The 25,826-nt window shown below is 65.0% G+C and carries 22 protein-coding genes; 13 read left to right on the forward strand and 9 right to left on the reverse strand.

What is annotated here, in order from left to right; translation table 11 throughout:
* Positions 1-75: 75 nt before the first annotated feature.
* From GRI59_RS07365 to GRI59_RS07375, 3 genes are all read left to right on the forward strand, one after another.
* Positions 76-876, forward strand: coding sequence for a tetratricopeptide repeat protein (locus GRI59_RS07365; RefSeq protein WP_160760588.1), 801 nt, complete (start codon positions 76-78; stop codon positions 874-876).
* Between the two features lie 34 nt (positions 877-910).
* Positions 911-2,248, forward strand: coding sequence for a PQQ-like beta-propeller repeat protein (locus tag GRI59_RS07370; RefSeq protein ID WP_160760589.1), 1,338 nt, complete (start codon positions 911-913; stop codon positions 2,246-2,248).
* Positions 2,249-2,396: 148 nt separating this feature from the next.
* Complete coding sequence (locus GRI59_RS07375; RefSeq protein WP_160760590.1) at positions 2,397-3,821, forward strand: methyltransferase family protein; 1,425 nt, start codon at positions 2,397-2,399, stop codon at positions 3,819-3,821.
* 2 nt (positions 3,822-3,823) lie between these two features.
* On the opposite strand, the gene GRI59_RS07380 is transcribed toward GRI59_RS07375, so the two are convergent.
* From GRI59_RS07380 to GRI59_RS07390, 3 genes are all read right to left on the reverse strand, one after another.
* Positions 3,824-4,126: a putative quinol monooxygenase gene (locus GRI59_RS07380; protein WP_160760591.1), complete on the reverse strand. Its 303-nt coding sequence runs from the start codon at positions 4,124-4,126 to the stop codon at positions 3,824-3,826.
* Positions 4,127-4,140: 14 nt separating this feature from the next.
* Complete coding sequence (locus tag GRI59_RS07385) at positions 4,141-5,511, reverse strand: glutamate--cysteine ligase (RefSeq protein ID WP_160760592.1); 1,371 nt, start codon at positions 5,509-5,511, stop codon at positions 4,141-4,143.
* 122 nt (positions 5,512-5,633) lie between these two features.
* Entirely contained in the window at positions 5,634-6,377 is a 744-nt protein-coding gene (locus tag GRI59_RS07390; protein WP_160760593.1) for a 16S rRNA (uracil(1498)-N(3))-methyltransferase, read from the reverse strand.
* Between the two features lie 39 nt (positions 6,378-6,416).
* Here GRI59_RS07390 and GRI59_RS07395 point away from each other — a divergent pair, with 39 nt between their 5' ends.
* Genes GRI59_RS07395 through GRI59_RS07405 form a run of 3 tightly spaced genes read left to right on the forward strand, consistent with a single transcriptional unit; the run spans position 6,417 to position 8,357 of the window.
* Positions 6,417-6,803, forward strand: coding sequence for a hypothetical protein (locus GRI59_RS07395; RefSeq protein WP_160760594.1), 387 nt, complete (start codon positions 6,417-6,419; stop codon positions 6,801-6,803).
* Entirely contained in the window at positions 6,800-7,720 is a 921-nt protein-coding gene (gene ubiA, locus GRI59_RS07400; protein ID WP_160760595.1) for a 4-hydroxybenzoate octaprenyltransferase, read from the forward strand. The genes GRI59_RS07395 and ubiA overlap by 4 nt, the downstream gene beginning before the upstream one ends.
* Positions 7,721-7,727: 7 nt before the next feature.
* Positions 7,728-8,357, forward strand: coding sequence for an SOS response-associated peptidase family protein (locus tag GRI59_RS07405; RefSeq protein ID WP_160760596.1), 630 nt, complete (start codon positions 7,728-7,730; stop codon positions 8,355-8,357).
* On the opposite strand, the gene GRI59_RS07410 is transcribed toward GRI59_RS07405, so the two are convergent.
* Entirely contained in the window at positions 8,354-8,725 is a 372-nt protein-coding gene (locus tag GRI59_RS07410) for a VOC family protein (RefSeq protein ID WP_160760597.1), read from the reverse strand. The two genes, GRI59_RS07405 and GRI59_RS07410, sit on opposite strands and share 4 nt — an antisense overlap.
* 118 nt (positions 8,726-8,843) lie before the next feature.
* Between GRI59_RS07410 and soxR the strand changes: the two genes are divergently transcribed.
* From soxR to GRI59_RS07425, 3 genes are all read left to right on the forward strand, one after another.
* A complete protein-coding gene (gene soxR / locus GRI59_RS07415) occupies positions 8,844-9,296 on the forward strand; it encodes a redox-sensitive transcriptional activator SoxR (RefSeq protein ID WP_160760598.1) in 453 nt (150 codons plus the stop codon).
* A gap of 144 nt (positions 9,297-9,440) precedes the next feature.
* Entirely contained in the window at positions 9,441-10,331 is an 891-nt protein-coding gene (locus tag GRI59_RS07420; RefSeq protein WP_160760599.1) for an ABC transporter ATP-binding protein, read from the forward strand.
* 12 nt (positions 10,332-10,343) lie between these two features.
* The gene (locus tag GRI59_RS07425; protein ID WP_160760600.1) at positions 10,344-13,940 is read left to right on the forward strand and encodes an ABC transporter permease/M1 family aminopeptidase; all 3,597 of its coding nucleotides are present in this window, start codon (positions 10,344-10,346) and stop codon (positions 13,938-13,940) included.
* On the opposite strand, the gene GRI59_RS07430 is transcribed toward GRI59_RS07425, so the two are convergent.
* Positions 13,937-14,476: a SixA phosphatase family protein gene (locus tag GRI59_RS07430; RefSeq protein WP_160760601.1), complete on the reverse strand. Its 540-nt coding sequence runs from the start codon at positions 14,474-14,476 to the stop codon at positions 13,937-13,939. The two genes, GRI59_RS07425 and GRI59_RS07430, sit on opposite strands and share 4 nt — an antisense overlap.
* Entirely contained in the window at positions 14,473-17,286 is a 2,814-nt protein-coding gene (locus tag GRI59_RS07435; RefSeq protein ID WP_419866795.1) for an ATP-dependent DNA helicase, read from the reverse strand. Before GRI59_RS07435 ends, GRI59_RS07430 begins: the two co-directional genes overlap by 4 nt.
* Before the next feature lie 236 nt (positions 17,287-17,522).
* Between GRI59_RS07435 and GRI59_RS07440 the strand changes: the two genes are divergently transcribed.
* Positions 17,523-19,139 carry a lysine--tRNA ligase gene (locus GRI59_RS07440; RefSeq protein WP_183363628.1) on the forward strand — a complete coding sequence of 539 codons (1,617 nt, stop codon included), beginning with the start codon at positions 17,523-17,525 and terminating at the stop codon, positions 19,137-19,139.
* Positions 19,136-19,669, forward strand: a complete 534-nt coding sequence (locus GRI59_RS07445) for a DUF1003 domain-containing protein (RefSeq protein ID WP_160760602.1) — start codon at positions 19,136-19,138, stop codon at positions 19,667-19,669. The genes GRI59_RS07440 and GRI59_RS07445 overlap by 4 nt, the downstream gene beginning before the upstream one ends.
* A gap of 17 nt (positions 19,670-19,686) precedes the next feature.
* Here GRI59_RS07445 and GRI59_RS07450 read toward each other — a convergent pair whose 3' ends face one another.
* The gene (locus GRI59_RS07450) at positions 19,687-20,349 is read right to left on the reverse strand and encodes a prolyl hydroxylase family protein (protein ID WP_160760603.1); all 663 of its coding nucleotides are present in this window, start codon (positions 20,347-20,349) and stop codon (positions 19,687-19,689) included.
* An 81-nt stretch (positions 20,350-20,430) separates the two neighbouring features.
* Entirely contained in the window at positions 20,431-21,747 is a 1,317-nt protein-coding gene (locus tag GRI59_RS15625) for an RcnB family protein (RefSeq protein WP_237440742.1), read from the reverse strand.
* A 179-nt stretch (positions 21,748-21,926) separates the two neighbouring features.
* On the opposite strand from GRI59_RS15625, the gene GRI59_RS07460 reads away from it, so the two are divergent.
* Positions 21,927-22,511, forward strand: coding sequence for a pyridoxamine 5'-phosphate oxidase family protein (locus tag GRI59_RS07460; protein WP_160760604.1), 585 nt, complete (start codon positions 21,927-21,929; stop codon positions 22,509-22,511).
* Between the two features lie 61 nt (positions 22,512-22,572).
* Here the strand turns inward: GRI59_RS07460 and ettA are convergent, their stop codons facing one another.
* A complete protein-coding gene (gene ettA, locus GRI59_RS07465; protein WP_160760605.1) occupies positions 22,573-24,246 on the reverse strand; it encodes an energy-dependent translational throttle protein EttA in 1,674 nt (557 codons plus the stop codon).
* Between the two features lie 120 nt (positions 24,247-24,366).
* On the opposite strand from ettA, the gene GRI59_RS07470 reads away from it, so the two are divergent.
* Positions 24,367-25,782, forward strand: coding sequence for a M20/M25/M40 family metallo-hydrolase (locus tag GRI59_RS07470; RefSeq protein ID WP_160760606.1), 1,416 nt, complete (start codon positions 24,367-24,369; stop codon positions 25,780-25,782).
* Positions 25,783-25,826: the final 44 nt, after the last annotated feature.

The raw sequence follows: 25,826 nt of genomic DNA on the forward strand, positions 1-25,826 counted from the left end.
GCCTCACCTGCCTAAAGAGCGCGCTTCCGGCCGCCACGCGCGGCGCATGTCACTGATCAGGATTACGAGGCCCCCATGGCGCGCACGCCTACCACGACCCCGGTCCCCGCTACCCCCTCGCGCGAGGACGAAGTTCTGATCCGCGAGATCGATGAAGCTGTGCGCGAAGATGCGCTGTACACCTTCATGCGCGATCACGGGATCAAGGTTTTGGGCGTGATCCTGCTCGGCCTGGCGGGACTGGGCGGCTATCTGATCTGGGATCACTACTCCGAAAAGGCGCTGGAGGAGCAGTCCGAAACGCTGATCTCCGCGCTTGATTACCTGGACAAGCGCGATTTCAAGACCGCGTCTGAAAAGGTCGCTCCGCTGCTGGCCGATGGCTCTGCGCCCGGTGCGCGCGCGGCGGCGCGGTTCCTGCAAGCGGCTGCGGCGCTGGAAGAAGGCAATAACGACAAGGCGACCGGCCTGTTCAAGGAAATCGCTGCCGACGCCGAAGCGCCCCCGGCGCTGCGCGATCTGGCCCGCGTGCGCGACGTCAGCCTCAATTTTGACCGGATGAAGCCGGCGGATGTGATCGCCCAGCTGTCGCCGCTCGCCAAGCCGGGCAGCGCCTATTTCGGTTCGGCCGCGGAGCTGGTGGCGATGGCCCATCTCGAAGCTGGCAACCGGGCCGAGGCGGGCAAGCTGTTCGCCGCGATCGCGAAGGATGAAGACCTGCCCGAAACGCTGCGCAGCCGCGCGCGCCAGATGGCGGGCCTGATGGGCGTGGATGCGGTGGTTGATGTGAAGAAGCTGCTCAAGGACGAAGGGGTCACCGATGACGCCCTTGAGCCCGCAGAGGCTAACGCCGGGAACGCTGCTGCGGCCGAATAAAGCTCGAAGTTTAGGACGGACGGGAATGACGGATATGAAATTTGCACGCGCTGCCCTGCTGGCTGGCCTCGCCGCCGCAAGCCTGACCGGCTGCAAGGGCGGGCTGTTCGGCGGCGGGGATGAAAAGACCACGCCGACGATTGGCAACCGTATGCCGATCCTTTCGCGGATCGAAAGCGGGGCCGAGGTCGATCCGGCGCTGGCTGGGATCTCAGTCGTCCTGCCGCCGCAGCGCACCAACCCCGAATGGGGTCAGACCGGCGGCGCGGCGAGCAAGTCCTACGGCCACCTCGCTCTGTCGGAAAATCCCACCAAGGTGTGGACCGCCACCGTCGCTGGCTCGACCAACCGGATGCGCCTTGCCTCAGCCCCGGTGGTGGGCAGCGGCAAGCTGTTTGCCGAAGGCACAGACGGCGTGATTGTCGCCTTCGACAAGGCCACCGGCGCCAAGCTGTGGACCCGCGGCGAAGATGACATGACCAAGGATCAGGTACCGTCCGCCTTCGGCGGCGGGGTCAGCTACGAAGCGGGCAAGCTCTACGCCACCAACGGTGTGGGCGATGTGAAGGCCGTCAACGCTGAGACCGGCGAAGTGATCTGGAAGATCAAGCCCGCAGGTCCGATGCGCGGATCGCCGACGATTGCCTTCGGCCAGCTGTTCGTGATGACGCAGGACAACCAGATCATCTCGCTCAACATCAACGATGGTTCGCTGATGTGGGACGAATCGGGTTCGAACACCCAGTCGGGCGTGTTCGGCGTGGCCGCGCCTGCTGCCGGGCAGGGCACGATCGTCGCCGGCTATTCGAGCGGAGAGCTGTCGGCCTATCGCTACGAGAACGGACGTACCCTGTGGTCGGACGCGTTGGCGCGCACCAATATCTCGACCACGGTCGGCTCCATCACCGATATCGACGCCGATCCGATCATCGATTCCGGCCGGGTCTATGCGCTCGGGCAGGGCGGTCGCATGGCCGCCTACGAACTGGTCACCGGCCAGCGCATCTGGGAATTGAACCTTGCGGGCATTTCGACCCCGGCGATTGCTGGTGAGTGGATCTTCACGCTCACCGATGACGCGCGCCTGCTCGCCATCTCTCGGTCTTCGGGCCGCGTGCGCTGGATCACGCAGTTGCAGCGCTACAAGGACGAGGAAGACAAGAAAGGCCCGATTTTCTGGACCGGCCCGGTGCTGGCAGGCGGCCACCTGTGGGTCGCAAGCTCGCGCGGCGAGATGTGGAAGGTCAGCGCGGGCGAAGGCTCGGCCTCGCTGTTTGCCGATATCGGCCAGCCGGTCAGCCTGCCGCCGCTGGTGGCTGACGGGATGCTCTACCTGATGGATGACGCGGGCACGATCCACGCCTGGAAGTAGGTTCCAACAGGGGTTTTTCCGCGGAGGGGCGTTTGCCCCCGGTTGACCCCTGTTTGACCCGCCATTGGTCGCGGCATATGCCTTTTTGACCCGGTTTCGGGCGCGTTTTGCCGAGCTGTTAACCAATAGGCTGTAGGGCAGAGCGGTCATGACCGCGCCGTTCTCGCCCGTTCCAACATCGCGCACAGCGCCGCCGTTGCGCCGCCCCGAAAGCGACGTTTCGACCGGCGTCGGATTTGCCGGGCTGGCGGGGCTGTTTGTATGGATCGCCTTCTGCCGATCCTACCCTGAAATCGCCGGCGTGCTGGGTCTGGGCGGCGGTTTGTCGGGGGAGCGGGGCGTGCTCTCCGGCCCCTACGCCGCGCTCGCCGCGATGCTGTTTACGGCGGTGCCGATGGCCCTGTGGTCGGTGCTGATCGACAAGGTCCACCTGCGCCCCTCAACCGGGATCGACTGGAAACTCGCCCGCCCCATCGCCGAAGTGCTGCCGGTGTCGGTAGTGAAGCTGTGCGGATTGTGGGCGACTTGGGCGTTGCTCGCAGCGTTCTATGCGTTGGCGCGGTGGTACTGGTCGGGCAGTTATCTGTTCGCGATGGAGGTGCTGACCATCGCCATCCTGCCGCTCGTAATCCTCTCAGTTCCTTATGTGATCTGGATCGACCGCTATCTGGTCGAGCCGCGCGATGCGACCTTCCAGTTCGGTGCTTTCGTGCTCGGAGGGGGAGTGATCGGGCGTGAGCAATGGGACAGCGGCACCATCGCCAAGCACTGGCGGGCCTGGGCGATCAAGGGCTTTTTCGGCGCCTTCATGATCTCGATCCTGCCGCCCGGCTTTGCTCAGATTGTCGAGAGCAGTCCGGCGCAACTCATTGCCAATCCTGTCGAATTCGTGATGCTGCTGGTCACGCTGTTGTTCGTGATCGACGTCCAGATCGGCACGGTCGGTTACCTTTTGACGCTGCGCCCGCTGGATTCGCATATCCGTTCGGGCAACCCGTTCCTCGCAGGCTGGCTGGCGGCGCTGCTGTGCTATCCGCCCTTCGTGTGGGGGATTATCGGACCGAACGACCAGATCCTGAGCTATGAATTCGCCACCCCAGGCTGGGCGCACTGGTTTGCCGGGAATGATGCGCTGCTGTGGGCGTGGGGCGGCGTTCTGCTATTGCTGACTGGCATTTACGCTTGGGCGACGGTGGTGTTCGGCATCCGCTTTTCGAACCTCACCTATCGCGGCGTGCTGACCCACGGGCCGTATCGTTTCACCCGCCACCCGGCCTATCTGTCGAAGAACCTGTTCTGGTGGGCCTCGGTCCTGCCGTTTCTGGTGACCAACGGATCGCTAGCGGATGCCATCCGCAACTCGGTGTTCCTGCTGGTCGTCAACGGCATCTACTATTGGCGGGCTCAGACCGAAGAGGCGCACCTTCTCGCCGAAGACCCCAAGTATCGCGATTATCACGCGTGGATGGAGCAGCACGGCATGATCACCGCGCCGCTCGCGCGTCTGAAGCGGATGCTCACCGGTAGCCCGGCACCCCGCCGTGAAGAGACGCATCCCTTCCCGGCGGAGTAGGATCACATCACCGGTGCGCCGTCATCGGCGTGGAATTTGAGCGCTTCGACCACCTGAAAATCGAGCCCGCTGATCGCGGCGCCGAAGGCCGCCATGTGCGGCGTCGCGAAATGCGCGGCGAGGGCAGCGTCGTCCACCCACTTCTCGACGATGTGCAGCACCGAAGGGTCGAGCACGTCCTGCGTGAACGCATAGGCGATGCACCCGGCCTCAGCATTGGAAGCCGCGACCATATCGGCAATCGCCGCCCGCGCCGGTTCCATTGCGCCTTCGCCCACCTTGGCCTTGGCCAGCACGATCAGCATAGTGTCACTCTCCCTCAGAACGACTGTTCATAGACGCGGGAGATGTCCCCGTTCCACTCGCCATTATAGGCATCGAGCAGGCGCTGGGCCGGAACCTTGCCGCTGGCGACGATCTCGTCGAGCGTTTCGAGGTAGCCGGTTTCGTTGTCGCCAGACGCGTTCAGCCGTGCCCGGGCTTTCAGGCCTGAATGCGCGATCTTGAGCACCTCGCGCCCCAGATCCTGCAAGGTGCCGCCATCGGGCGAGCGGGTGGCAAGCGCGAGACGCGGCACTTCGCTCCGGAGCCGTTCGCGCTCCTCCATCGTCCAGCCCTTGACCAGATCCCACGCTGCATCGAGCGCGCCCTGATCATACAGCAACCCGACCCAGAAAGCGGGCAGGGCGCAAATCCGGCTCCACGGCCCGCCATCCGCGCCACGCATTTCGAGGAAGCTCTTCAGCCGCACCTCCGGGAAGGCAGTCGAAAGGTGATCCCACCAGTCGCTCTGCGTCGGGCGCTCGCCGGGGAGCACGCTGAGCTTGCCATCGAGGAAATCGCGGAAAGACAGGCCCGCTGCGTCGATATACTTCCCGTCGCGGAAGACGAAATACATCGGCACATCAAGCATATACTTGGCCCAGCGCTCATAACCGAAGCCCTCCTCGAACACGAAGGGCAGCATCCCGGTGCGGTGCGGATCGGTGTCCGACCAGATGTGCGATCGGTAGGACAGGAACCCGTTGGGCTTGCCTTCGGTGAAGGGCGAATTGGCGAACAGCGCGGTCGCCAGTGGTTGCAGCGCAAGGCCGACGCGGAACTTCTTCACCATGTCGGCTTCGGACTGGTAATCGAGGTTCACCTGAATGGTGCAGGTGCGCAGCATCATGTCGAGGCCCATGCTGCCGACGCGCGGCATGTGGCGCAGCATGATATCGTAGCGGCCCTTGGGCATGATCGGCAGTTCGGCGCGGGTCTTGTCCGGCCACATGCCAAGGCCGAGATAGCCGACCCCGCATTTCTCGCCGACTTCCTTGACCTGCGCCAAGTGCCGCCCGGTTTCCGCGCAGGTCTGGTGCAGGTTTTCGAGCGGCGCGCCCGACAATTCGAGCTGTCCTGCCGGTTCAAGGCTGACCGCGCCATCTTCGCCTTTCAGGGCGATGACGTTTCCGCCTTCTTCAACGGGTTCCCAGCCGAACTTCTCAAGCCCGCCCAAGAGATCGCGGATGCCGCAAGGCTCGTCGTACGACGGCGCGCGCTTGTCCGAATGCTTGTAAACCAGCTTTTCGTGCTCGGTGCCGATGCGCCAGCGCTCGGGCGGTTTTTCGCCCTTCAGCATCGGTGTGACGAGTTGGTCGAGGCTTTCGATCACCGGATCGTCGGCAGTGGAAGCTTCGCGTGTGCTCATGGAATGAGGCCCTCTCTGGCCGGTTGCTTTAGAAAACTGGTTTGCCGGTGGGAAGGCAAATTCGCGTTTGGCGGGGTGAAGCCGAATTGTCTTGCCGTAAAGTGATGGGCGCGCGGGCGGCGCTACCAATCCCCGGCGGTGGCCATCCATGCCGCGAGCGCGGCGATGGCGGCGGTCTCGCCCCGCAGGATGCGCGGGCCGAGGGTGATGGGGCGGGCGGCAGGGTGCGCCCGGATCGCGGCGCGCTCGGCCTCGTCGAAGCCGCCTTCGGGGCCGGTGAGGATCGCGGCGGGGCCGGTATGGGCGGCGAAGGCCTCGGCGGCAGGCGCGCCGCCTTTCTCGTCGGCGAAGAATAGCGCGCGGCCTTCCGGCCAGCTTGCCAGCAGTGTGTCGAGCTTCACCGGATCAGCCAGCTGCGGCAGCGCGGTGCGGGCGCATTGTTCGGCGGCTTCGGTGGTGATCGCGAGGGCGCGTTCTAGGTTGAGCTTATCTGCCACGCAGCGCCGGGTGATGAGCGGCTGGATACGCGCGGCGCCCAGTTCGGTCGCCTTTTCGAGGATGAGGTCGAAGCGGTCCTTCTTCAGCAGGGCGGGGCAGAGCCACAGATCCGGCACAGCCTCGCGCTCCCGCAACTTCTCCACGACGTCGAGCAGCACATCGCGCTTGCACGCATCCGCCACGCGCGCGGCCCATTCCCCCGTCATGTCGTCGCACAGGATCACGGCGTCGCCGGGCGCTACCCGCATCACGCGGGCGAGGTAATGCGCCGGGTTACCCTCGATCCGCACAGCCGCGCCTGCCGCCAGAGGTCCGGCGACAAACAGGCGCGGGGCGCTTTTCGGAGGCCAAGCGGGGGTTGCAGGCATGGCTTTGCACTAGGCGCAGCGCCCGCTAGTGAGCAAGTCATGTCCGCACGCACCGCACAGTTCCTCATCGCTGCCGTCTTCCTGATACTGGGAGGCTGGGCGCTGTTCGCCCCCGCGAGCGTGATCGAGCTCGCCTTCACCCAACCCTATAGGGACACCAGCTTCATCAACCGCTTTACCATCGCCTGCTTCGGATCGCAGGCAGTATTGTTCGGGTTGATGGCGCTGGTGACCCGTTGGAGCGCCCGCAGTTTTGCCGTCTTCGCCGTGCTGCTGCTGCCGTTCTTCGGCTTCAACTACTGGTTCCATTACGAAGTGCCGGTGCTGACTTCGATCGGGATGCTCGACTTTGCGGGGAACGTGACGATGCTGGTGCTGGCGATCATCGGTTGGCGTGCGGCGCGGGCAGACGAGGCGCGCGCATGACCGAACAGATTGTCCCCGATAGCGAGCGCAACAGTCTTTCGGGCGGCCTCGTCGCCCGCCTGCCGCAACGCCTGCGCGATCTGGCGTTGCTGGCGCGGTTTGATCGGCCGATTGGCTGGTGGCTGCTGTTCTGGCCCTGCGTTTTCGGGGTATGGCTGGCGGGAGCGGGCGCGCAGCCGGTGTTGCTTGGCTGGATGCTGCTGGGGAGCATCGCCATGCGCGGGGCGGGGTGCGTCTATAACGACATCGTTGATGCTGATCTCGACGCGCAGGTCGCGCGGACGGCCTTGCGTCCAGTGGCGAGCGGGCGGGTTTCGAAGCGCGTCGCGTGGGGCTGGCTGCTGGCGCTGTGCCTCGTCGGCCTGACCGTGCTCCTCCAACTGCGCTGGGAGGCGCAGTTGGTCGCGCTCGGCAGCCTCGCGCTGGTTGTGGCTTATCCCTTCATGAAGCGCATCACCTGGTGGCCGCAGGCGTGGCTGGGGATGGTGTTCAACTGGGGCCTGCTGGTCGGCTGGACCGAGCTCAGGTTCGACAATTGGCCCGCGCTGGCGGCGGTCTATGCCGGGTGCATTGCTTGGGTGATCGGGTACGACACGATCTATGCCCTGCAAGACCGCGAGGATGACGCGATGGTCGGCATCCGCTCATCCGCGCTGGCGATGGGCGCGCGGGTGACGGGCGGCGTGGCGGCATTCTATGCGGGCGCTGTGGGTCTGTGGGGCTTGGGCTTCTGGCTTTATCGTCCCGATGCGCTGGTGCTGCTGGCGCTGGTGCCGGTGGCGGGGCATCTCGCTTGGCAGGTGGCGACGCTCGACGCGGATGATCCCGAGAACCCGCTCGCCCGGTTCCGGTCGAACCGCTGGGCCGGGGCGCTGATGGCGGCGGCGTGCTTTGTGGTCGGCAACGCGGGGGCCTGATCGCGCGATGTGCAACCTCTACCGCATGACCAAGCCCGTGAGCGAAGTCGCCGCGTGGTTTGATGCGGTGGCAGCAGCCGAGGGCGCGAACTTTGCCGAGGAGGTCTATCCCGGCTATCCGGGCCTCGTCGTGGCTGACGGAGCGGTCAGGCCCATGACATGGGGCTTCCCGCTGGTGCTCAAGGGCGCGAAGGGTCAGTTGCTCAAGCCCAAGCCGGTCAACAATGCACGCACCGACAAGCTCGGTACTTTCTTCTGGCGGCACGCCTTCGAGGAACGCCGCTGCCTCATCCCGCTGACCGCATGGGCCGAGGCGGAAGGCGCCAAGGGCCGGATGACGCGCACGTGGCTGTCACAGCCTGATGCTCCGCTCCTAGCCGCTGCCGGGGTGTGGCGGCAGAGCGAGGAGTGGGGCGCGTGCTATGCGATGGTCATGACGGACAGCGAAGGCTCGGACGCCGCCGCCGTCCACACCCGGATGCCGGTGCTGCTTGCTCCGGGCGATCACGCAATGTGGACGGGCGGCACCCCGGACGAGGCGCTGGCGCTGTGCCGGGCGTGGGAGGGGCCGCTGGTGACCGACCGGACGCCTGATCCGTGGGTCAGGGGTGCGGCCAGTCAGCCCGGATTGCTTTAAGTGTAGCTCACCATCTCGAATTCGATCCCGTCCCAATCGAAGAAATAGAACCTGCGGCCGGGCTCGTAATCGGCATGGTTGAAGGGCTCCAGCCCGGCGGCCTTGACCACCGCTTCGGCCGCGTCGAGATCATCGACCACAAGCCCGACATGGTTCAGCGGCATCCCCTTGGCGAAGCGATCGACCGGAGCGCCCTTGGTGTAAACCGCAATGTAATCAGCTTCCCCGCCGACATGGATCGTTTCGCCGCCCAGCTGCGAAGGTCCGCGCCAGCGGTCGTGCCAGCCCATCAGGTCGCGCAGCAGGGCGGCGCTGCGTTCGATGTCGCTGACAGTGATGTTGATGTGTTCGAGATAGCCTTTGGGCATCGTGAGTCCTTTCGTTCCAGTCGATGAAACACCCACCGAGATGGGGGCGAATCAATCACCTTGCCCAGTCTGCAATCTCAACTTAACTTGAGGTCAAGCTATATCGGAACACTCCTCCATGCCCACCCGTCTCAAGCCATCCGACCTCCTCTCCATCGGCGAGATTGCCCGCCGAACGGGCCTGTCGGTTTCGGCGATCCGCTTCTACGAGGACAAGCGACTGATCGAGCCGGTGCGGTCGGGTGGCAATCAGCGGCGCTTCCTGCGGTCGGATATCCGCCGCCTCAGTTTCATCCTCATCGCCCAGCGGCTTGGCCTGTCGCTGACCGAGATCGAGGCGGAATTGGCCAAGCTGCCGCAAGGCCGCACCCCGACCACACGCGATTGGGAGGCTATCAGCGCCGCGATCCGCGCGCGGCTGGATGAACGCATCGCTGAACTCACCCGCACCCGCGACCGGCTGGACGGCTGCATCGGTTGCGGCTGCCTCAGCCTGACGCATTGCGCGATCTGGAACCCCGAGGATCAGCTGGCCGAGCAAGGCCCGGGCCCGCGCAAATTGCTCGGCTGACCGCGCAGGCACGCTCCAGACGGTCAACCGCGTCCGACGAACGGCAATCGCGTCGATCAATCACACAGCGCGCTCCACCAACATGGCTGTTATGGCGGTGGCTTGGTGCTAGTGTGCAAATGGGCCAAAATTCAGGGGACTAAAATGCTCGAACTCAGCAGCGTCAGCCACGTCTATCCCAATGGTACGCACGCACTGGATGATGTGACGCTGACAATCCCCAAGGGGATGTTCGGGCTGCTCGGCCCCAATGGTGCGGGCAAATCGACCCTGATGCGCACCATCGCGACGCTACAGGCGCCCACGCAAGGCACGATCCGCTTCGGCGATATTGACGTGCTGGCCGAGCCTGACCGGCTGCGCCGCACGCTCGGCTATCTGCCGCAGGATTTCGGCGTTTACCCGCGTGTATCGGCTTATCAGATGCTCGATCATATGGCGGTGCTGAAGGGTGTGAACAACGCGGGCGAACGCAAGGCGATGGTCGAGCACCTGCTCAATCAGACCAACCTGTGGAACGTGCGCGGCAAGGCGATTGCAGGCTTTTCGGGCGGGATGCGCCAGCGCTTCGGCATTGCGCAGGCGCTGATCGGGCAGCCGGAGCTGATCATCGTTGATGAACCCACCGCTGGCCTCGATCCCGAAGAGCGCAACCGCTTCCTCAACCTGCTCGCCGGGATTGGCGAGAACGTGGTGGTGATCCTGTCGACCCACATTGTCGATGACGTCGCCGATCTGTGCCCGCGCATGGCGGTGCTGGCGGGCGGCAAGCTGCGACTGGAAGGCGCCCCGCACGATCTGATCGCCCGCACGCAGGGGCGCGTGTGGCAGAAAACCGTGCCGCACACGCAGCTTGCCGAGATGCAGGCGCAATACGAGGTCATCTCGCACCGCTTCTTTGCGGGCGACATCGTGGTGCACGTGCTCAGCGATAATCAGCCGGAGGGTTTTGCGCCCGTGTCGGGCGGGCTGGAAGACGTGTACTTCGCCACGCTGGCCGAAAACCGCCGCGCTCCCGCCACGCAAGCTGCATAAGGGGCGCTCGATATGCTCACCGCCAGCATTGCTGCGTTCGAAATCCGTTATCAGCTTAAGAACCCGGTGTTCTGGGTTTCGGCGCTGATCTTCCTGCTGATCGGCTTCGGCTTTGCCGCAAGCGAAAATGTCAGCTTCGGCACGCCCGGGTCGGTGCACGAAAACTCGCCCTATGCGGTTGTGTTTGCGCTGGGGCTACTGGCGACCTTCTACCTGTTCGTCATCACCTCGTTTGTTGCCAATGCCGTCGTGCGCGACGACGCGACCGGCTTTGGCCCGATGATCCGCGCGACGCCTGTGGGGCGCACGCAGTTTCTGGCCGGACGTTTCCTTGGCGGGCTGGTGATCGCGATCATTGGCTACATGGCGGTGCCGCTGGGCATTGCGCTAGGTACGGCCATGCCGTGGGTCGATCCGGAGACGGTGGGGCCGGGCGGCTTTGCGACATATGCGTGGCCCTTCCTCGTCATCGCCGTTCCCAACATCATCTTGTCATCGGCGCTGTTGTTCAGCCTTGCGACCATCACCCGCTCGATGCTGGCGAGCTATATCGGCGTGCTGGTGCTGGTGATGGGTTACCTCGTCATCAGTGTGATCCTGTCGGCCGATCCCAGCTATCAGGATGCAATTGCCCGGTACGAACCGCTGGGCATGGGCGCGATCGGTGAGCTCTCGCGCTACTGGACGGCTGCGGAGATGAATACGCGCCTGATGCCGCTGGAAGGCAATCTGCTGTTCAACCGTGTCTTCATTCTTGGCCTGTCTGCGCTGTTCCTCGGCTTTGCGTGGGCGCGGTTCAGCATGACCGAGCGTGCGCCCTCGCGCTGGCGCCAGCGGCGGCTGGCCAAGCAGGCTGCCAAGGCTGCCAAAGCCGGTGAAGTGACGCCGCGCGTGCTGACCGCGCCGGTGCAGCGCAGCTTTGGGGCCGACCATGCCATGCAGAGCTTCTGGGTGCGTCTGAAGTCCGAAGTGCTGTTGGTGGCTAAAAGCCCCGGCCTGATTGTGCTGCTGCTGATCGGTCTGGGCTTTAGCGCGATCAATCTTGCCTTCGGCCAGACCACCTTCGGCACGCCGTCCTATCCGCTCACTGCCGATATCATCACCACGGTGATCGGCAGCATGAGCCTGTTCACCCTGATCGTCGCGGTGTTCTATGGCGGCGAGCTGGTGTGGCGCGAACGTGATGTGAAGATCGGCGAGATCGTCGATGCGACCCCGGTTCCGGCCTGGGCGATGTTCGTGCCGAAAATCCTCGCGATCTTTCTGGTGCTGCTGGCGATGTCGCTGGTCGGCATGGCGACGGGCATCGGCTATCAGCTGATCAAAGGCGCGCCAAGCATCGATGGGGGGCTGTACCTGTCCGCCTACGTCCTGCCGCAGAGCATCGACGTGCTGCTGATCGCGGTTCTCGCGGTGTTTTTCCAGGTGCTCAGCCCCAACAAGTATATCGGCTGGGGGCTGTTTCTGGTGTGGTTCGTCAGCCGCATCTTCCTGTCCAACCTCGGCTATACCAACATGCTCTACATGTTCGGCGGTGGACCGGGTGAACCGCTCTCCGACATGAACGGCACCGGCGGCTTTTGGGTCGGCGGGCTGATTTCGCGCGCCTATTGGGGCTGCTTTGGCGTCCTGCTGCTGGTGTTCGCGCACTGGGCCTGGCCGCGCGGCACCGTGGTCGCGGTGATGCCCCGCCTCAAGGGCATCGGGCAGCGCATCAGCCTTGCCTCAGGCGGGATCGCGGTCGCGGCGGTCGCTGGCATGATCGGCACCGGTCTTGTGATCCATCATAACATCAAGGAGCTCAATTCCTACGAGACCTCCGACGAAGCCGAAGCGCGCATGGCGGAGTACGAACGCAAGTACCTGAAGTTCGCCGCACTCCCGCGTCCGGTGGTGACCGATGTGGTGTTCGACGTCGCGATCGACCCGGCTGAGCGGCGGTTAGATGTGACCGGCCATTATGACCTGCGCAACGACAGCGGCGTGCCGATCACGGAAATGCATATCCGTCAGGGTGACGATGCGGTCGAATACAGTCGCCTCGACATCGCAGGCGCCAAGCTGGCGACCCATGACAAGCGCCACTTCCACCGTGTCTACCGCTTCGATACCCCGCTGGCGCCGGGCGCGACCACGCGGCTTGATTTCACCTCGCGGGTGTGGCGGCGCGGCTTTGCCAATAGCGGGGCTGCGACCGATATCGTCGACAATGGCACCTTCGTGAACAATTCGGTGTTTGCCCCTGTGATCGGCATGGACCAGCGCGGCCTGTTGCAAGATCGCACCGCGCGCCGCCGTCAGGGCCTGCCGGACGAGCTGCGGATGGCCAAGCTGGAGGACGTAAAGGCGCAGGGCGAAAACTACGTCCACTCGGACTGGGTCAATTCGCGCATCACCATCAGCTCGGTGGCCGATCAGGTGCCGATCGCGCCGGGCAACAAGATTTCGGACGAAGTGAAGGGCGGCCGCCGTATCGCGGTGTTCCAGAGCCCGGCACCGATCCTGAACTTCTTCTCGGTGCAATCAGCGCGCTATGCCGTGGCCGAGCAGCAGGCAGGGCCGGTGATACTGAGCGTCTACCACGATCCCAAGCACGCGTGGAACGTGCCCGCGATGCTCAAGGCGATGCAGACCTCGCTCGGCTATTTCGAGCGCAATTTCGGTCCCTACCAGTTCGGCTACGCGCGGATCATCGAGTTCCCCGGCTACCAGAGCTTTGCGCAGGCCTTTGCCGGAACGATGCCGTACTCGGAAAGCATCGGCTTTGCCGCCGACGTGCGCGATCCCGAGACGATCGACTATGTCTCCTACGTCACCGCGCATGAATTCGGCCACCAGTACTGGGCGCATCAGGTGGTGGGCGGGGACATGCAGGGATCGACCCTGCTGTCGGAAACGCTGGCGCAATATTCCGCGCTGATGGTGATGAAGCAGCTCTATGGCGAGGACAAGATCCGCCGCTTCCTCAAGTTCGAGCTTGATCAGTACCTTGCAGGCCGCAAGGGCGATGTGCTGGACGAACAGCCGATGATCCGGGTCGAGAACCAGCAGCACATCCACTACCGCAAGGGCAGCGTCGCGATGTATCTGCTCCAGCACCGGTTGGGTGAGGATGCGGTGAACCGCGCGCTGGCGCGGCTGGTGGCGCGCTACAAGTTCAAGCCAGCACCCTATGCCCGCAGTCTCGATCTGATCGCCGAACTGCGCAAGGAGGCCAAGACGCCCGAAGATCAGGCGCTGATCACCGACCTGTTCGAAAAGATCACGATCTATGATTTCAAGGCGAAGGAGGCGGTGACGGCCCAGCTGCCCGATCTCACCTACCGCACCCGCATCACCATCGAAGCGGCCAAGTTTACCGCCGATGGCAAGGGCAACGAACGCCCCGCGCGGCTGGCGGAAAGCATCGAAGTCGGCGTGTTCACCGACCGGCCCGGAACCGGCGCTTTCGCCAAGGCCAACGTGCTGTCGATGAAGCGCTATCCGATCCGCAGCGGCAAACAGGTGATCGAGGTGGTGACGAAGGGCAAGCCGACCTTTGCCGGGATTGACCCGTACAACTTCTACATCGACCGGGATTCGGACGATAACCTGGTGCCGGTGAGCTAGCTCTCCGGCCCCAGTTCCGCGTCGAGATCGCGCGGCCGGGCGAAGTGGACCAGTTCGGCGCAGTAGCGCTTCAGATCGGCCCAGTGTTCGATATCGCATTCGAGCACGGCGTAGGCGGCGGTTGGGAATTTCACGACCGCTTCCTTGAACAGCGCGTTCTCCTTGCCCGGCGCGACCAGTTCCAGCAGCACGTCCTGCAAGCCCGGATTGTGCCCGGAAATGAGGATCGCTTTCGCCTCGTCATCGCCGCTGCCGGCATGGGCCTCGATCGTCTCGACGATGGTGTCGAAGCTGGCGAGGTAGAGCCGCTGGTCATAGATCACCGGCACATCGGGCAGCGCACCTTCCAGCGTCAGCTTCACCCGTACGGCGGGGCTCGCGATCACCCGGTCCCACTTCACCCCGTGGTCGCGAATATGCTTGCCGATCAGTTCCGCGCCCTTGCGTCCGCGCGCGTTCAACCCACGGTCGAAATCGCGCTGGGCGGTGTCGTCCCAGTCGGACTTGGCGTGGCGCAGAAGGCCGAGGATCTTCATGGCAGCAGGGCACCTTGCGCAAGGGACGTAGGATTGCCCACAACACCAGCGGCGAGGCGTTGTAAAGCCTGATCGAGCGTGACGCGCAGCACCGGGGTGCCGGGAGGGAAAGCTGACAACAACCGTGAAGGGAAGGCGGGGGACAGCACAATGAAGTGCCCTGCATCATCCTTGCTGCGGATCAACCGTCCGAAGGCCTGCGCGAGCTTGGCGCGGATGATGCGGTCGTCATAGGCCGAGCCGCCGCCCGCCAGTCTGCGCGCCTTGTGGAGGATATCGGGCCGGGGCCACGGCACCTGTTCCAGCACCACGCAGCGCAGCGAGTGTCCCGGCACGTCCACCCCGTCCCGCAGGGCGTCGGTGCCGATCAGGCTGGCGCGGGGATCGTCGCGGAAGATATCGACCAGCGTGCCGGTGTCGATCGGGTCGACGTGCTGGGCATAGACAGGGAGACCTGCGCGGGCCAAGCGGTCGGCAATACGGCCATGCACCGCGCGCAACCGGCGGATGGCGGTGAACAGGCCCAGCACGCCGCCGCCTGACGCCTCGATGATCCGGGCATAGGCGCCTGCCAGCGCGGGCAAATCGCCCTTGGCAACGTCGGTGACGATCAGAACTTCGGCGCGGGTCGCGTAGTCGAACGGGCTTTCGGCGGCGGACAGCAGCGGCGTGCTTTCGACATGGGCCGCGCCTGAACGCTGGATCGCGCTGGCCCAGACGTCATCGCTTGGTGTCCGGTCGGTCAGGGTCGCACTGGTCAGCAGCACGCCGTGGGCCGGTTCAAGCACCACGCGCGCGAAGGGCTTCATCGGATCGAGCCAGCGGCGGTGAATCGCGACATCGAACTCGCGCGCATCGGAGCGATCAACCGCCAGCCAGTCGACGAAATCGGGGTCAGCCGGCCCGCCAAGTCGCGCGAGAAGGGCTTCCCATGCAGCAAGCAGATCAATCCGCCACGCCAGCGCAAAGCGCGCGCCTTCGATCCGCGCGCGGCCTTGCGCGTCGAGCCAGTCGGGCGGTTCGGCCAGAATTGCCTCCAGCCGCCCGCCCAGCCGGATCAGCGGCACCCGGATGCTGGCGAGCGCTTCGGCGGCATTGCTGGCGGCCTCGATCACTTCGCCGGGCAGGCCCGCCGCCTCGGTCTCGATCCCGTAGCCTGCGTCAATCCCGCCGCTTTCGTCGCGGGCATAGGTGGCGGTGCGCACGGCGGCGAGCAGGGCTTCGACCGGGCCGAAGGGCGCATTTTCGGCGAGGCGTTGCAGCCAGCCTTCGCTCGGGAGCAATTGCCCGGCCTTGCACGCGGCGGCGATGGCTTCGGCCCCGGCCTCGTCATAGCTGGCAATATCGGCGAGCCGCGCGGCAAGACCGCGCCTGCGCCCGCGCGCCTCCCGTTCGGGGCCGATGATCCAGCGGCGCAGTTCAATCGTTTCCTGCCCGCTCAGCGTGGCCGCGAAGGTCGAGTCCGCCGCGTCAAACACGTGGTGGCCTTCGTCGAAGATCAGCCGCGTCGGGCGCTGGTTGGGGTCGCGGGCGCGGGCGGCGTTGACCATCACCAATGCGTGATTGGCGATCACCAGATCAGCCTGCGCGCTATCCCGCGCTGCGCGCTCGATGAAGCACTTCCGGTAATGCGGGCAGCCCGCATAGATGCACTCGCCGCGCTGGTCGGTGAGCGCGGCGATGCCCCGCTTGCGGAACAAGGTGCCGAGCCAGCCCGGTAGATCGCCGCCCACCATGTCCCCATCGCGGGTGAAGGCGCCCCAGCGCGCCACCAGCTGCGCAAGGATCGCCGCCCGGCCCGCGAACCCGCCTTGCAGCGCGTCCTCCAGATTGAGCAGGCAGAGGTAATTCTCCCGCCCCTTGCGCACCACCACCGGCGGCGATCCGTCCGCACGCTTGGCCGGCCACGCCCGGCGGCTCTCCGCGCGCAGCTGGCGTTGCAGGTTCTTGGTGAAGGTCGAGACCCACACCGTGCCGCCTGATTGTTCGGCCCAGAGCGAGGCGGGCGCGAGATAGCCCAGCGTCTTGCCGATCCCGGTGCCCGCCTGCGCCAGCCCGAGATGCGGGCGGCCTTCGCGGACGCGCGGGGCAAAGATGCGCGCGGCATCCTTGGCATAGGCGCGCTGGCCTTCGCGCTGTTCGGCGCCGTCACCTGTCAGCCGCGCCAGTTGCGCCTCTACCGCAGGCGCGGCGAGTTCGACCTGGCGGGGGGCAGGGCGCTCACCCGCTTCCTCCCATTCGGGCAGCTTGGCGAACAACCAGCGTTCGGCGCGTTCCGGCTTGGCGATATGCGGCCTGAGCACCTGCGCCCACGGCCAGCGCAGGCGCTCTAGCGATTGCACCGCGCTCCACGCCCCTTCGCGCTCGAACCATTCGGGGTCTTGGCACGCCGCAATCAACGCGCCAGCGGCAAGCTGGAGCATTTCCGGCACGGCTGCGTCGTTTTCCGGCACCGGTAGGCCCAGCGCCTCGGCCAGCCCGCGCGGAGTCGGCACGCAGAAGCGGGCGGGGTGGATGAAGGCAAAGGCTTCCAGCAGATCGAGGCCGGACAGGTCGGGATAGCCCAATCGGCTCGCCACCAACGGTGCGTTGAGCATCAGCACCGGCGTATCGGCGGCGGCCATGATCGCATCGCCCTTCGACACGGCGTTGGTGCGCCCGTCGGCTGCACGCAGCCAGTGGCCGCCGTGGCTGGCGTGGAGCGCGGGAAGGGGCAGGGGATCGGGCAAAGTCACGCGGCGCACGATGGGCGAGCGCGCTTGGCTTGTAAACGCACAGGCGTGCCGCTGTGCCCGCCATTCCTGCGCCATACGGCAAGTAGCTGTCCTACAGCGCCCTGCGGAGGTAAGCCCATTGTCGTTCCGCCCTGCACGGGGGGAGCCCCCCCGGTCCCGGGCCAAGTGTCAATTTCGGTTTGCGACCACAAGACACGGAAAAATATAATGAAAATGTGCGAATGCCTGCTTGACACGCTGTCAACTTTGTCAACTTCGCCGCTGCCTTCGCGCTTGCAAGCGGGTGCGCCATGCCTAATAGCCGCCACACTATGACCATCACTCGTGAAGCCCTCATCGCCGCAGCGCAAACCTCCAAGGCCTGGCCGTTTCAGGAGGCGCAGCGCCTCGCCAAGCGCTTTCCGGATGGCAAGCCCGGCGGCGTGCTGTTCGAGACCGGCTATGGACCCTCGGGCCTGCCGCACATCGGGACGTTTCAGGAAGTGCTGCGCACCACGCTGGTGCGGCGCGCCTATGAGGCGCTGACGGGCGGCGCTGCAACGCGGCTGGTCGCGTTCTCGGACGATATGGACGGGTTGCGCAAGGTGCCAGACAATGTGCCGAACCGTGCCATGCTGACCGAACATCTCGGCAAGCCGCTGTCGCGCATCCCTGATCCGTTCGAAAAGTTCGAAAGCTTTGCCGCGCACAACAACGCGATGCTGCGCGACTTCCTCGATCGCTTCGGGTTCGAATATGAATTCGTCAGTTCGTCCGATTGCTACAATGGCGGCAAGTTCGATGAGGCGCTGAAGGGCGTGCTCGCCAATTTCGGCGCGATCCTTGATATCATGCTGCCCACGCTGGGCGAGGAACGGCGTCAGACCTATTCCCCCGTCATGCCGATTTCGCCGACTACCGGCGCGGTGCTTCAGGTGCCCATCGAAGTCGTGGACGCTGCCGCCGGGATCATCCGCTTCACCGACGAGGACGGCTCCACCGTAGAACAATCGGCATTGGGCGGGATGGCCAAGTGCCAGTGGAAGGTCGACTGGGCGATGCGCTGGGTCGCGCTCGGCGTCGATTACGAAATGTACGGCAAGGACCTGACCGACAGCGGCATCCAGTCGGGCAAGATCGCCCGCGTGCTCGGCGGCACCAAGCCCGAAGGCCTGATCTACGAGCTGTTCCTGGACGGCAAGGGCGAGAAGATCTCCAAGTCCAAGGGCAATGGCCTCTCGATCGAGGAATGGCTGCAATATGGCAGCGAGGAGAGCCTCGGCCATTACATCTTCGCCAATCCTAAGAGCGCCAAGCAATTGCACGCCGGTGTGATCCCCAAGGCGGTGGACGATTACTGGCAGTTCCGCAGCGCCTTGCCGGGGCAGGAAATCGACAAGCAGCTGGGCAACCCGGTGTGGCACCTGCTGCGCGCCAACCAGTCTTTCGCGGGTGCGGAAGCGCCCGGCGCGGGCGATACACTGCCGGTGCCGTTCAGCCTGCTCTTGAACCTCGTGGGCGTGCTCGGCGCGGGCGCGACGCGGGAGGCGGTGTGGTCTTACCTTGGCAATTACGTCGAGGGTGCCGATCCGGCGGCGCACCCGGCGCTGGATGGGCTGGTGGGCAAGGCGCTCGCCTATAACCGCGATTTCGTTGCCCCGACGCTGGTCAAGCGTGCCCCGGTGGGCGGCGAAGTGGGGGCTTTGCACGCGCTCGACGCGGCGCTGGCCGAGGCTGATCCGGCCACCAGCGCGGAGGATTTGCAGACCATCGTCTATGAGATCGGCAAGATCGAGGAATTCGGTTTCGAAAGCCTGCGGGATTGGTTCAAGGCGCTCTACGAAACCCTGCTCGGTTCGGAACAAGGCCCGCGCATGGGCAGCTTCATCGCGCTCTACGGCATCGCGCCGACCCGCACGCTGATTGCCGAGGCGCTGGCGAAAGCATGATCCGCGACGCCGATCCGCACCAGCTCGCGCGCGACCTTCTGGGCCGCGAGTTCGACGATCTGGAGGCGGACGAGCAGCGCGTGTTGAGGCGGGTCGCCTCCGGCAGCTTCACGGGCCGCGATGCCGATGAATTGGCGCAAGGGCACGAAACCCGCGGCGACCGTCTGGCTGACCGCGTAGCCGAGATCGGGGGAAGCTGGCGCTTCATCATCGGCTTCGGCGTGGTGCTGATGGTATGGGTGGTGCTCAACAGCGGCGCGCTGAAATTGCTGGGGTTGGGGCCGTTCGATGCCTATCCCTTCATCTTCCTCAACCTGATGCTGTCGATGCTGGCTGCGGTGCAGGCGCCGATCATCCTGATGAGCCAGAACCGGCAGGCGCGAAAGGACCGCATCAACGCGCGCCACGACTACGAAGTGAACCTGCGCACCCAGCTGGAAATCCTGCGGCTGGCGCACCGGGTGGAGAAACTGGCGCAAGCGGCGCACGCCGAGCGTAAGGAAGCCGCCGAAGCCTCACCGAAGGATTGAGCGCGCCGGAGGGTTTCCTACCGCCACGCGCGGGTGCGATACCACTTGGTGATGACGTATTTCGCGCCGCTCTCCACCGGCAACCCGGCATGAAGCGTTGCCTCATTCGGGTGGCCATCGGGCAGGGCATTGTTCCACAGCAGGAGCACGCCCGGCTTGGGTTCGATCTGGATGCCGAGGGCGGTGAAGGCTGTCGCCCCGCCAGCCTCGACCGCATTGAGATAGGCCATCGCCGTCCACGACCGCTGCCCGCCGCGCGCCTCTTCCTGCGGCCAATAGCCTTCGGTCACGTAAAACCAGTCATTATGCGGCTTGAACTGCTGGCCCGGCTGATAGCGCTGGCCCTGAACCGGCTCGCCAATCGCAGCCTTGACGCCGAGCAGCGCATCGATCCGCTGCGAGATGGCGGCAACGAAGGGATCGTGCGGCTCGAGATCGCCCGAATACGAGGTGCGAAACCCGCTCGCGTAGTCCAGCTCATGCAGCGCCGAGGGCCGCGCAACCGCGTCGATCATCGCGCACAGTCGGGTGCATTCGTCCGCGCTGAGGAAGTCGCCGACTGCGAACAGCTCAACTGGCTCAGCGGGCACCCGGTAGACTGCCGGATTGTCCGCCAGCCGCGCGCGCACCTGTTCGCCGAGGCGGGCGAGGGCGTTCTGGTCAGGCACGAATTCGGTCATCGCCGCCGGGTAGCAAGCCGGCTTCGGCAAAAAAAGCCCCGCCGGATTGCTCCGACGGGGCTCTTTCGCGTCAGTGATGACCTACCAGAAGAAGTCGTGGATCACGTCAACCACTTCGCCGGTGTAGATGTCGACCAACACCACATCGTCGTAATAGCGAACCCACTGATAAGGGCCGTAAGCCGGGGGCAGGCGGTAGGCGTAGGGGTCGTTCAGGAAGAACCGCGGCTGGAAGAACAAGCTGTCAAGGTAGAAGCCGATATCCAGCCGGTTGTAGCGGTGCGAGCGGAACGGTGCATAGTAGGGGCCGGGGCGGAACAGGTACTGGTTGCTGCGCCGCCAATCGGTCCAGCCATAGCGCCGGTCATTGCGCCAGCCATTATTGTTCCAGCGGCGGAAATCGCGGTTGTCCCAGCCCGGACGGCCGTTCCAGCTGTGACGCCAATCGTCACGCCGCCAGTTGCTCCGGCCATCGCGCCAGTTGTCGCGGCGACCATCGCGCCAGTCGTTCCGGTCGTTACCGCGCGCATCTGCACGGCGGGCATCGCGGGCGATATCGCCTACCTGACCGCTGAAGCCGCCTCCGCGATTGTCGAAGCGACCATCGCGGCGACCGTCGCGGCCGTCGCGGCCGTCGCGCCAATCGTCACGGCGGCCATCGACCCGGTCGGCCCTGCGGTCACCACGATCCTCGATGCGGTCAGCGCGGCGATCCCCGCGGTTTTCGACTTGATCCGCCCGACGATCACCACGGTTTTCGATTCGGTCGGCGCGCGCATCGGTGCGGCGGTCGACTCGGACAGCAGCGCCATCGCGCCCGCGCCGGTCCAGCTGGCCAGCACGGATATCGCCGCGCTGTTCGACCCGGTCGGCCCGCACTTCGCTGCGACGATCAATAGTGTCGGCGCGCCGTTCGCTGCGGCGATCTACCTGACCGGCGCGCGCTTCGCTCCGGCGGTCGATTCGGTCGCCGCGCACTTCGCCGCGACGGTCGGGGCCATTGGCGCGCTGTGCTGCCTGAACTCGGGCTGCAACGTCGCCGCCGAAGCCTCCGCGAGCCGGACGCTGCTGGGCATCGACCCTAACCGGCGGTTGAGGACGCTGAGCGACGGCGCGCTCGGCCCGCTGAACGGAATCCGGGCGCGGGGCAGCAGCCCGTTCAGGCCGGGGTGCATCAACGCGTGCAGCGCGTTGCGGAGCGGCCCGTTCCGCCTGCACCCGCTCAGGGCTGCTGCGATTTTCGGCGCGGGTCTGCTGGCGTTCGGCCCGCGCCTGCGCCCGGGCTTCGCCGCGACCGTTCTGATTATCCTGCGCAGCGGCAGGGGTGGCGGGAAGGGAGAAGGCGAGCGCCACGGCCAGAGCCGCAAGCGATCCGCTTCTCGAGAAGAGAGTCATCATTGGGAATGCCTCCAAAAGAGCCGGCCCACCACAACCGGCTTGTTGAGATGATGTGTATTACGATTCGCAGACTGTCGCAGGGATGAACCAGCTCACCGATGTTCATAAAAAATGCGATGAATGTGAACGTAGGTGCGGCGTGCTTGACGGCGCAGGCTTTGCCGCCAAAGGCGTGCGCCATGTTTGAAGCGCTCGACGAAGTCCTCACCGATTGCCGCAACCGCCTGATTCGTGCGCCGCGTGACCGCAAGTCACCGATGCACACGCCGGTGATCGTTACCGGCGATGTCGATGCGCGGGTGATGGTCCTGCGTGCCTTCGACAGCCAGAATTGGACGTTCCGGCTTCACACCGACGCGCGCGCGCCTAAGGCAAAGGTGGTGACCGCTGATCCGCGCATTGCGGTGCTGTTCTATGACAAGGGCGCCAAGATTCAGATTCGCGCACGCGGCACTGCGGCGATTGTCACCAGCGGTGCCGAAGTGGACGCGGCCTGGGGTTCGAGCACCAATTTCGCGCGGCGCTGTTATCTGGGCGACGGGCCGGGAAGTGGCTCGGACGTGCCGACATCTGGCCTGCCTGCGGAGTTCGAAGGGGCCGAGCCCGATGACGCCCAGCTTGTTCCGGCACGGGAGAATTTCGCCCTGCTGCGGATCACGCTTACCGCATTCGACTGGCTCTACCTTGCGCATACCGGCCACGTCCGCGCGCAGTTTGCCCGCGCGGCGACCGGTGAGTGGCAGGGGCACTGGGTTTCGCCCTGAGCGCGCGCGATTGCTCGCGCCGCGGATCGGGCTGGGCTCATTGGCCCAGCCCGCTGGCCGATCAGCGCGTCAGCTTCTTGTAGGCAAGTCGCGTCGGACGGTCGGCGGCATCGCCCAGACGGCGGCGCTTGTCTTCCTCGTAAGCTTCGAAGTTGCCTTCGAACCATTCAACATGGCTGTTGCCTTCGAAGGCGAGGATGTGCGTGGCGAGGCGATCAAGGAAGAAGCGATCGTGGCTGATGACCACGGCGCAGCCTGCGAAGTTCTCGATCGCGTCTTCCAGAGCGGCGAGCGTCTCGACGTCGAGATCGTTGGTCGGCTCGTCCAGCAGCAGCACGTTGCCGCCTAGCTTCAGCATCTTGGCCATGTGCACGCGGTTGCGTTCACCGCCCGAAAGCTTGCCGACGTTCTTCTGCTGATCCGCGCCCTTGAAGTTGAACGCACCGACATAGGCACGGGTGCTCATGTCTTGACCGTTGACCTTCATGTAATCGAGACCGTCGCTGATTTCGGCCCACACATTGTTCGCCGGGTTCAGGTGATCGCGGCTCTGATCGACATAGCCGAGGTGCACGGTCGAGCCGATCTCGATCGTGCCGCTGTCAGGCGTTTCCTTGCCGGTGAGGATCTTGAACAGCGTCGATTTGCCCGCGCCGTTCGGCCCGATCACGCCGACGATGCCGCCTGGCGGCAGGATGAAGCTGAGGTTTTCGAACAGCAGCTTATCGCCATATGCCTTGGTGATGTTCTTGGCTTCGATCACCTTGCCGCCCAAGCGCTCGGGCACCTGAATGACGATCTGCGCCTTGCCGACCATGCGGCTGTCCTGGCTGTTCTGGAGCTCTTCGAACTTACGGATACGTGCCTTGGACTTAGTCTGGCGCGCTGCGGGCGTCTGCCGGATCCATTCGAGTTCGCGCTGCAACGCCTTTGTCTTGCCGCTTTCCTCGCGGCTTTCCTGCTCAAGCCGCTTGGCCTTCTTTTCGAGGTAGGTCGAATAGTTGCCTTCGTAGGGGTAGTACGATCCGCGATCGAGTTCGAGGATCCATTCCACCACATTATCAAGGAAGTAACGGTCGTGGGTGATCATCAGCACCGCACCGGCATATTCCTTGAGGTGGTTTTCCAGCCACTGCACCGACTCTGCGTCGAGGTGGTTGGTCGGTTCGTCCAACAGCAGGATCGAAGGCTTCTGGATCAGCAGACGGGTCAGCGCGACGCGGCGCTTTTCGCCGCCCGACAGGCTTTCCACCGCCCAGTCACCCGGCGGGCAGCGCAGGGCTTCCATCGCCACTTCAAGCTGGTTGTCGAGCGTCCAGCCGTCAACGGAATCGATCTTGTCCTGAAGCTCGCCCATTTCCGCGCCGAGGGTCTCGAAATCGGCATCGGGCTCACACATCAGCGCGCTGATTTCATTGAATCGGTCGACCATGTCGGCAATCCCGCGCGCGCCGTCCTTGACGTTTTCGAGCACCGTCTTGCTGTTATCAAGCTCCGGCTCCTGCTCAAGGTAGCCGACGGTGATGTTCTCACCCGCCCAGGCCTCACCGGTGTAGTCCGTGTCGATCCCGGCCATGATCTTGATCAGCGTCGACTTACCCGCACCATTGGGGCCAACGATGCCGATTTTGGCGCCTTGATAGAACTGGAGCGAGATGTTCGAGAGCACCGGCTTCTGGGCACCGGGAAAGCTCTTGGTCATGCCCTTCATGACATAGGCGTATTGCGCGGCCATCGGATTGGTCCTTCGGGATCGATAAATCGGGTGGTGAGGTTTGGCTGCGCAGATAGGGAAGGGGAGAGGCGAGGGCAAGCGGCTAGACTTAGCCGCGGGGCGAGCTTAGCAGTCGAGGCCATGAACCGCGTCATACCTGCGCTCGCCGCGCTTTCGCTCGCCGCTACCACTCAAGCCGAGACCGTAGCCCCCCTGCCGCCCCTCGAGCGCGTCGCAGACAATGCTCTTGAAGGTGACAAGAACGCTTGGGATTTCGTCGAAGGCATCACCACTGAAGTCGGCCAGCGGCAGGCGGGCACCGAGGCCGAAGCGCGCGGGCGGGCCTGGGCGGTTGCCTGGCTCAAGGCGAAGGGCTTCAAGAACGTCGCGGACGAGCCCTTCATGATGCCCACCTGGATTCCGGGCGAGCCGGGCCGTGCGGAGATCGTCAGTCCCTTCCCGCAGAGCCTCGCGGTTGCGCCGCTCGGTGACAGCGCGTCGACCGGGCCGGAAGGGATCACCGCCGAGGTCGTGATGTTCAAAAGCGTTGCCGAGCTTCAGGCCGCGCCCGAAGGCAGCCTGAAGGGCAAGATCGCCTTCGTCAGCAACGCCATGACACGCACGCAGGACGGCAGCCAGTACGGCTTTGCGGGTCCGACGCGCTGGGTCGCCTCTGGAATCGCCGCGAGCAAGGGCGCGGCGGCGACCGTCATCAAGTCGGTCGGCACCGATCTGCACCGCAACCCACACACTGGCGGCACGGACTTCCCTGAAGGCGTGACCCCCACCCCGGCGGGCGCGCTGAGCAATCCCGATGCGGCCAACCTTGAGCGGATGTTCCAGCGCGCGGGCGGTAAGCCGATTACCATGAAGTTGGTGCTCACCCCGCAGAATCTCGGTCAGACCCAGAGCGGCAATGTTGTGGGCGAGATCGTCGGGTTTAACCGCTCGCTGCCGCCAGTTCTGCTCGCCTGCCATCTCGATAGCTGGTGGATGGGCACCGGCGCCGTTGACGATGGGGCTGGCTGCGCGATTATTGCGGCGGCCGCGCTCAACGCGGGCAAGGCGGGCCAACCGCTGCGCACCATCCGCGTGCTGTTTGCCGGGGCGGAGGAAACCGGCCTGTGGGGCAGCGCGGCCTACAGCAAGGCCCACCTTAGCGAGCCAATCGCGGTGGGCCTTGAAAGCGATTTCGGCGCAGACCGCATCTGGCGCTTTGACAGCAATTTCCGCGAAACCAACCCGGCGCTCCACAAGAAGATCGCCGCAGCGGTCGCGCGCTTCGGGGTCTCGGCGGGCAGCGATGTCGCTGGCGGCGGGGCCGATCTCAACATCGTGCGCGACCAGAAGGGCGCGCTCGTCGATCTCCAGCAGGACGGCACCCGCTATTTCGACCTGCACCACACGCCGGACGACACGCTCGACAAGATCGACCCTGTGCAGCTGCGCCAGAACGTCGCAGTGTGGACTCAGGTGGTCGGCATACTGGCGAATGAAGGCATGTCGATCCAGACTGGCACCCCGATCCCCTCGGCCCCGGCGATCGCGGGCCAATAGCCTCGCGAGGCAGGCCGCGCCGGGCGCATATCGCTCGGCCCGCC

Origin of the sequence: Erythrobacter ramosus (assembly GCF_009828055.1) — a bacterium.
Classification (GTDB): Bacteria; Pseudomonadota; Alphaproteobacteria; order Sphingomonadales; family Sphingomonadaceae; genus Erythrobacter; species Erythrobacter ramosus.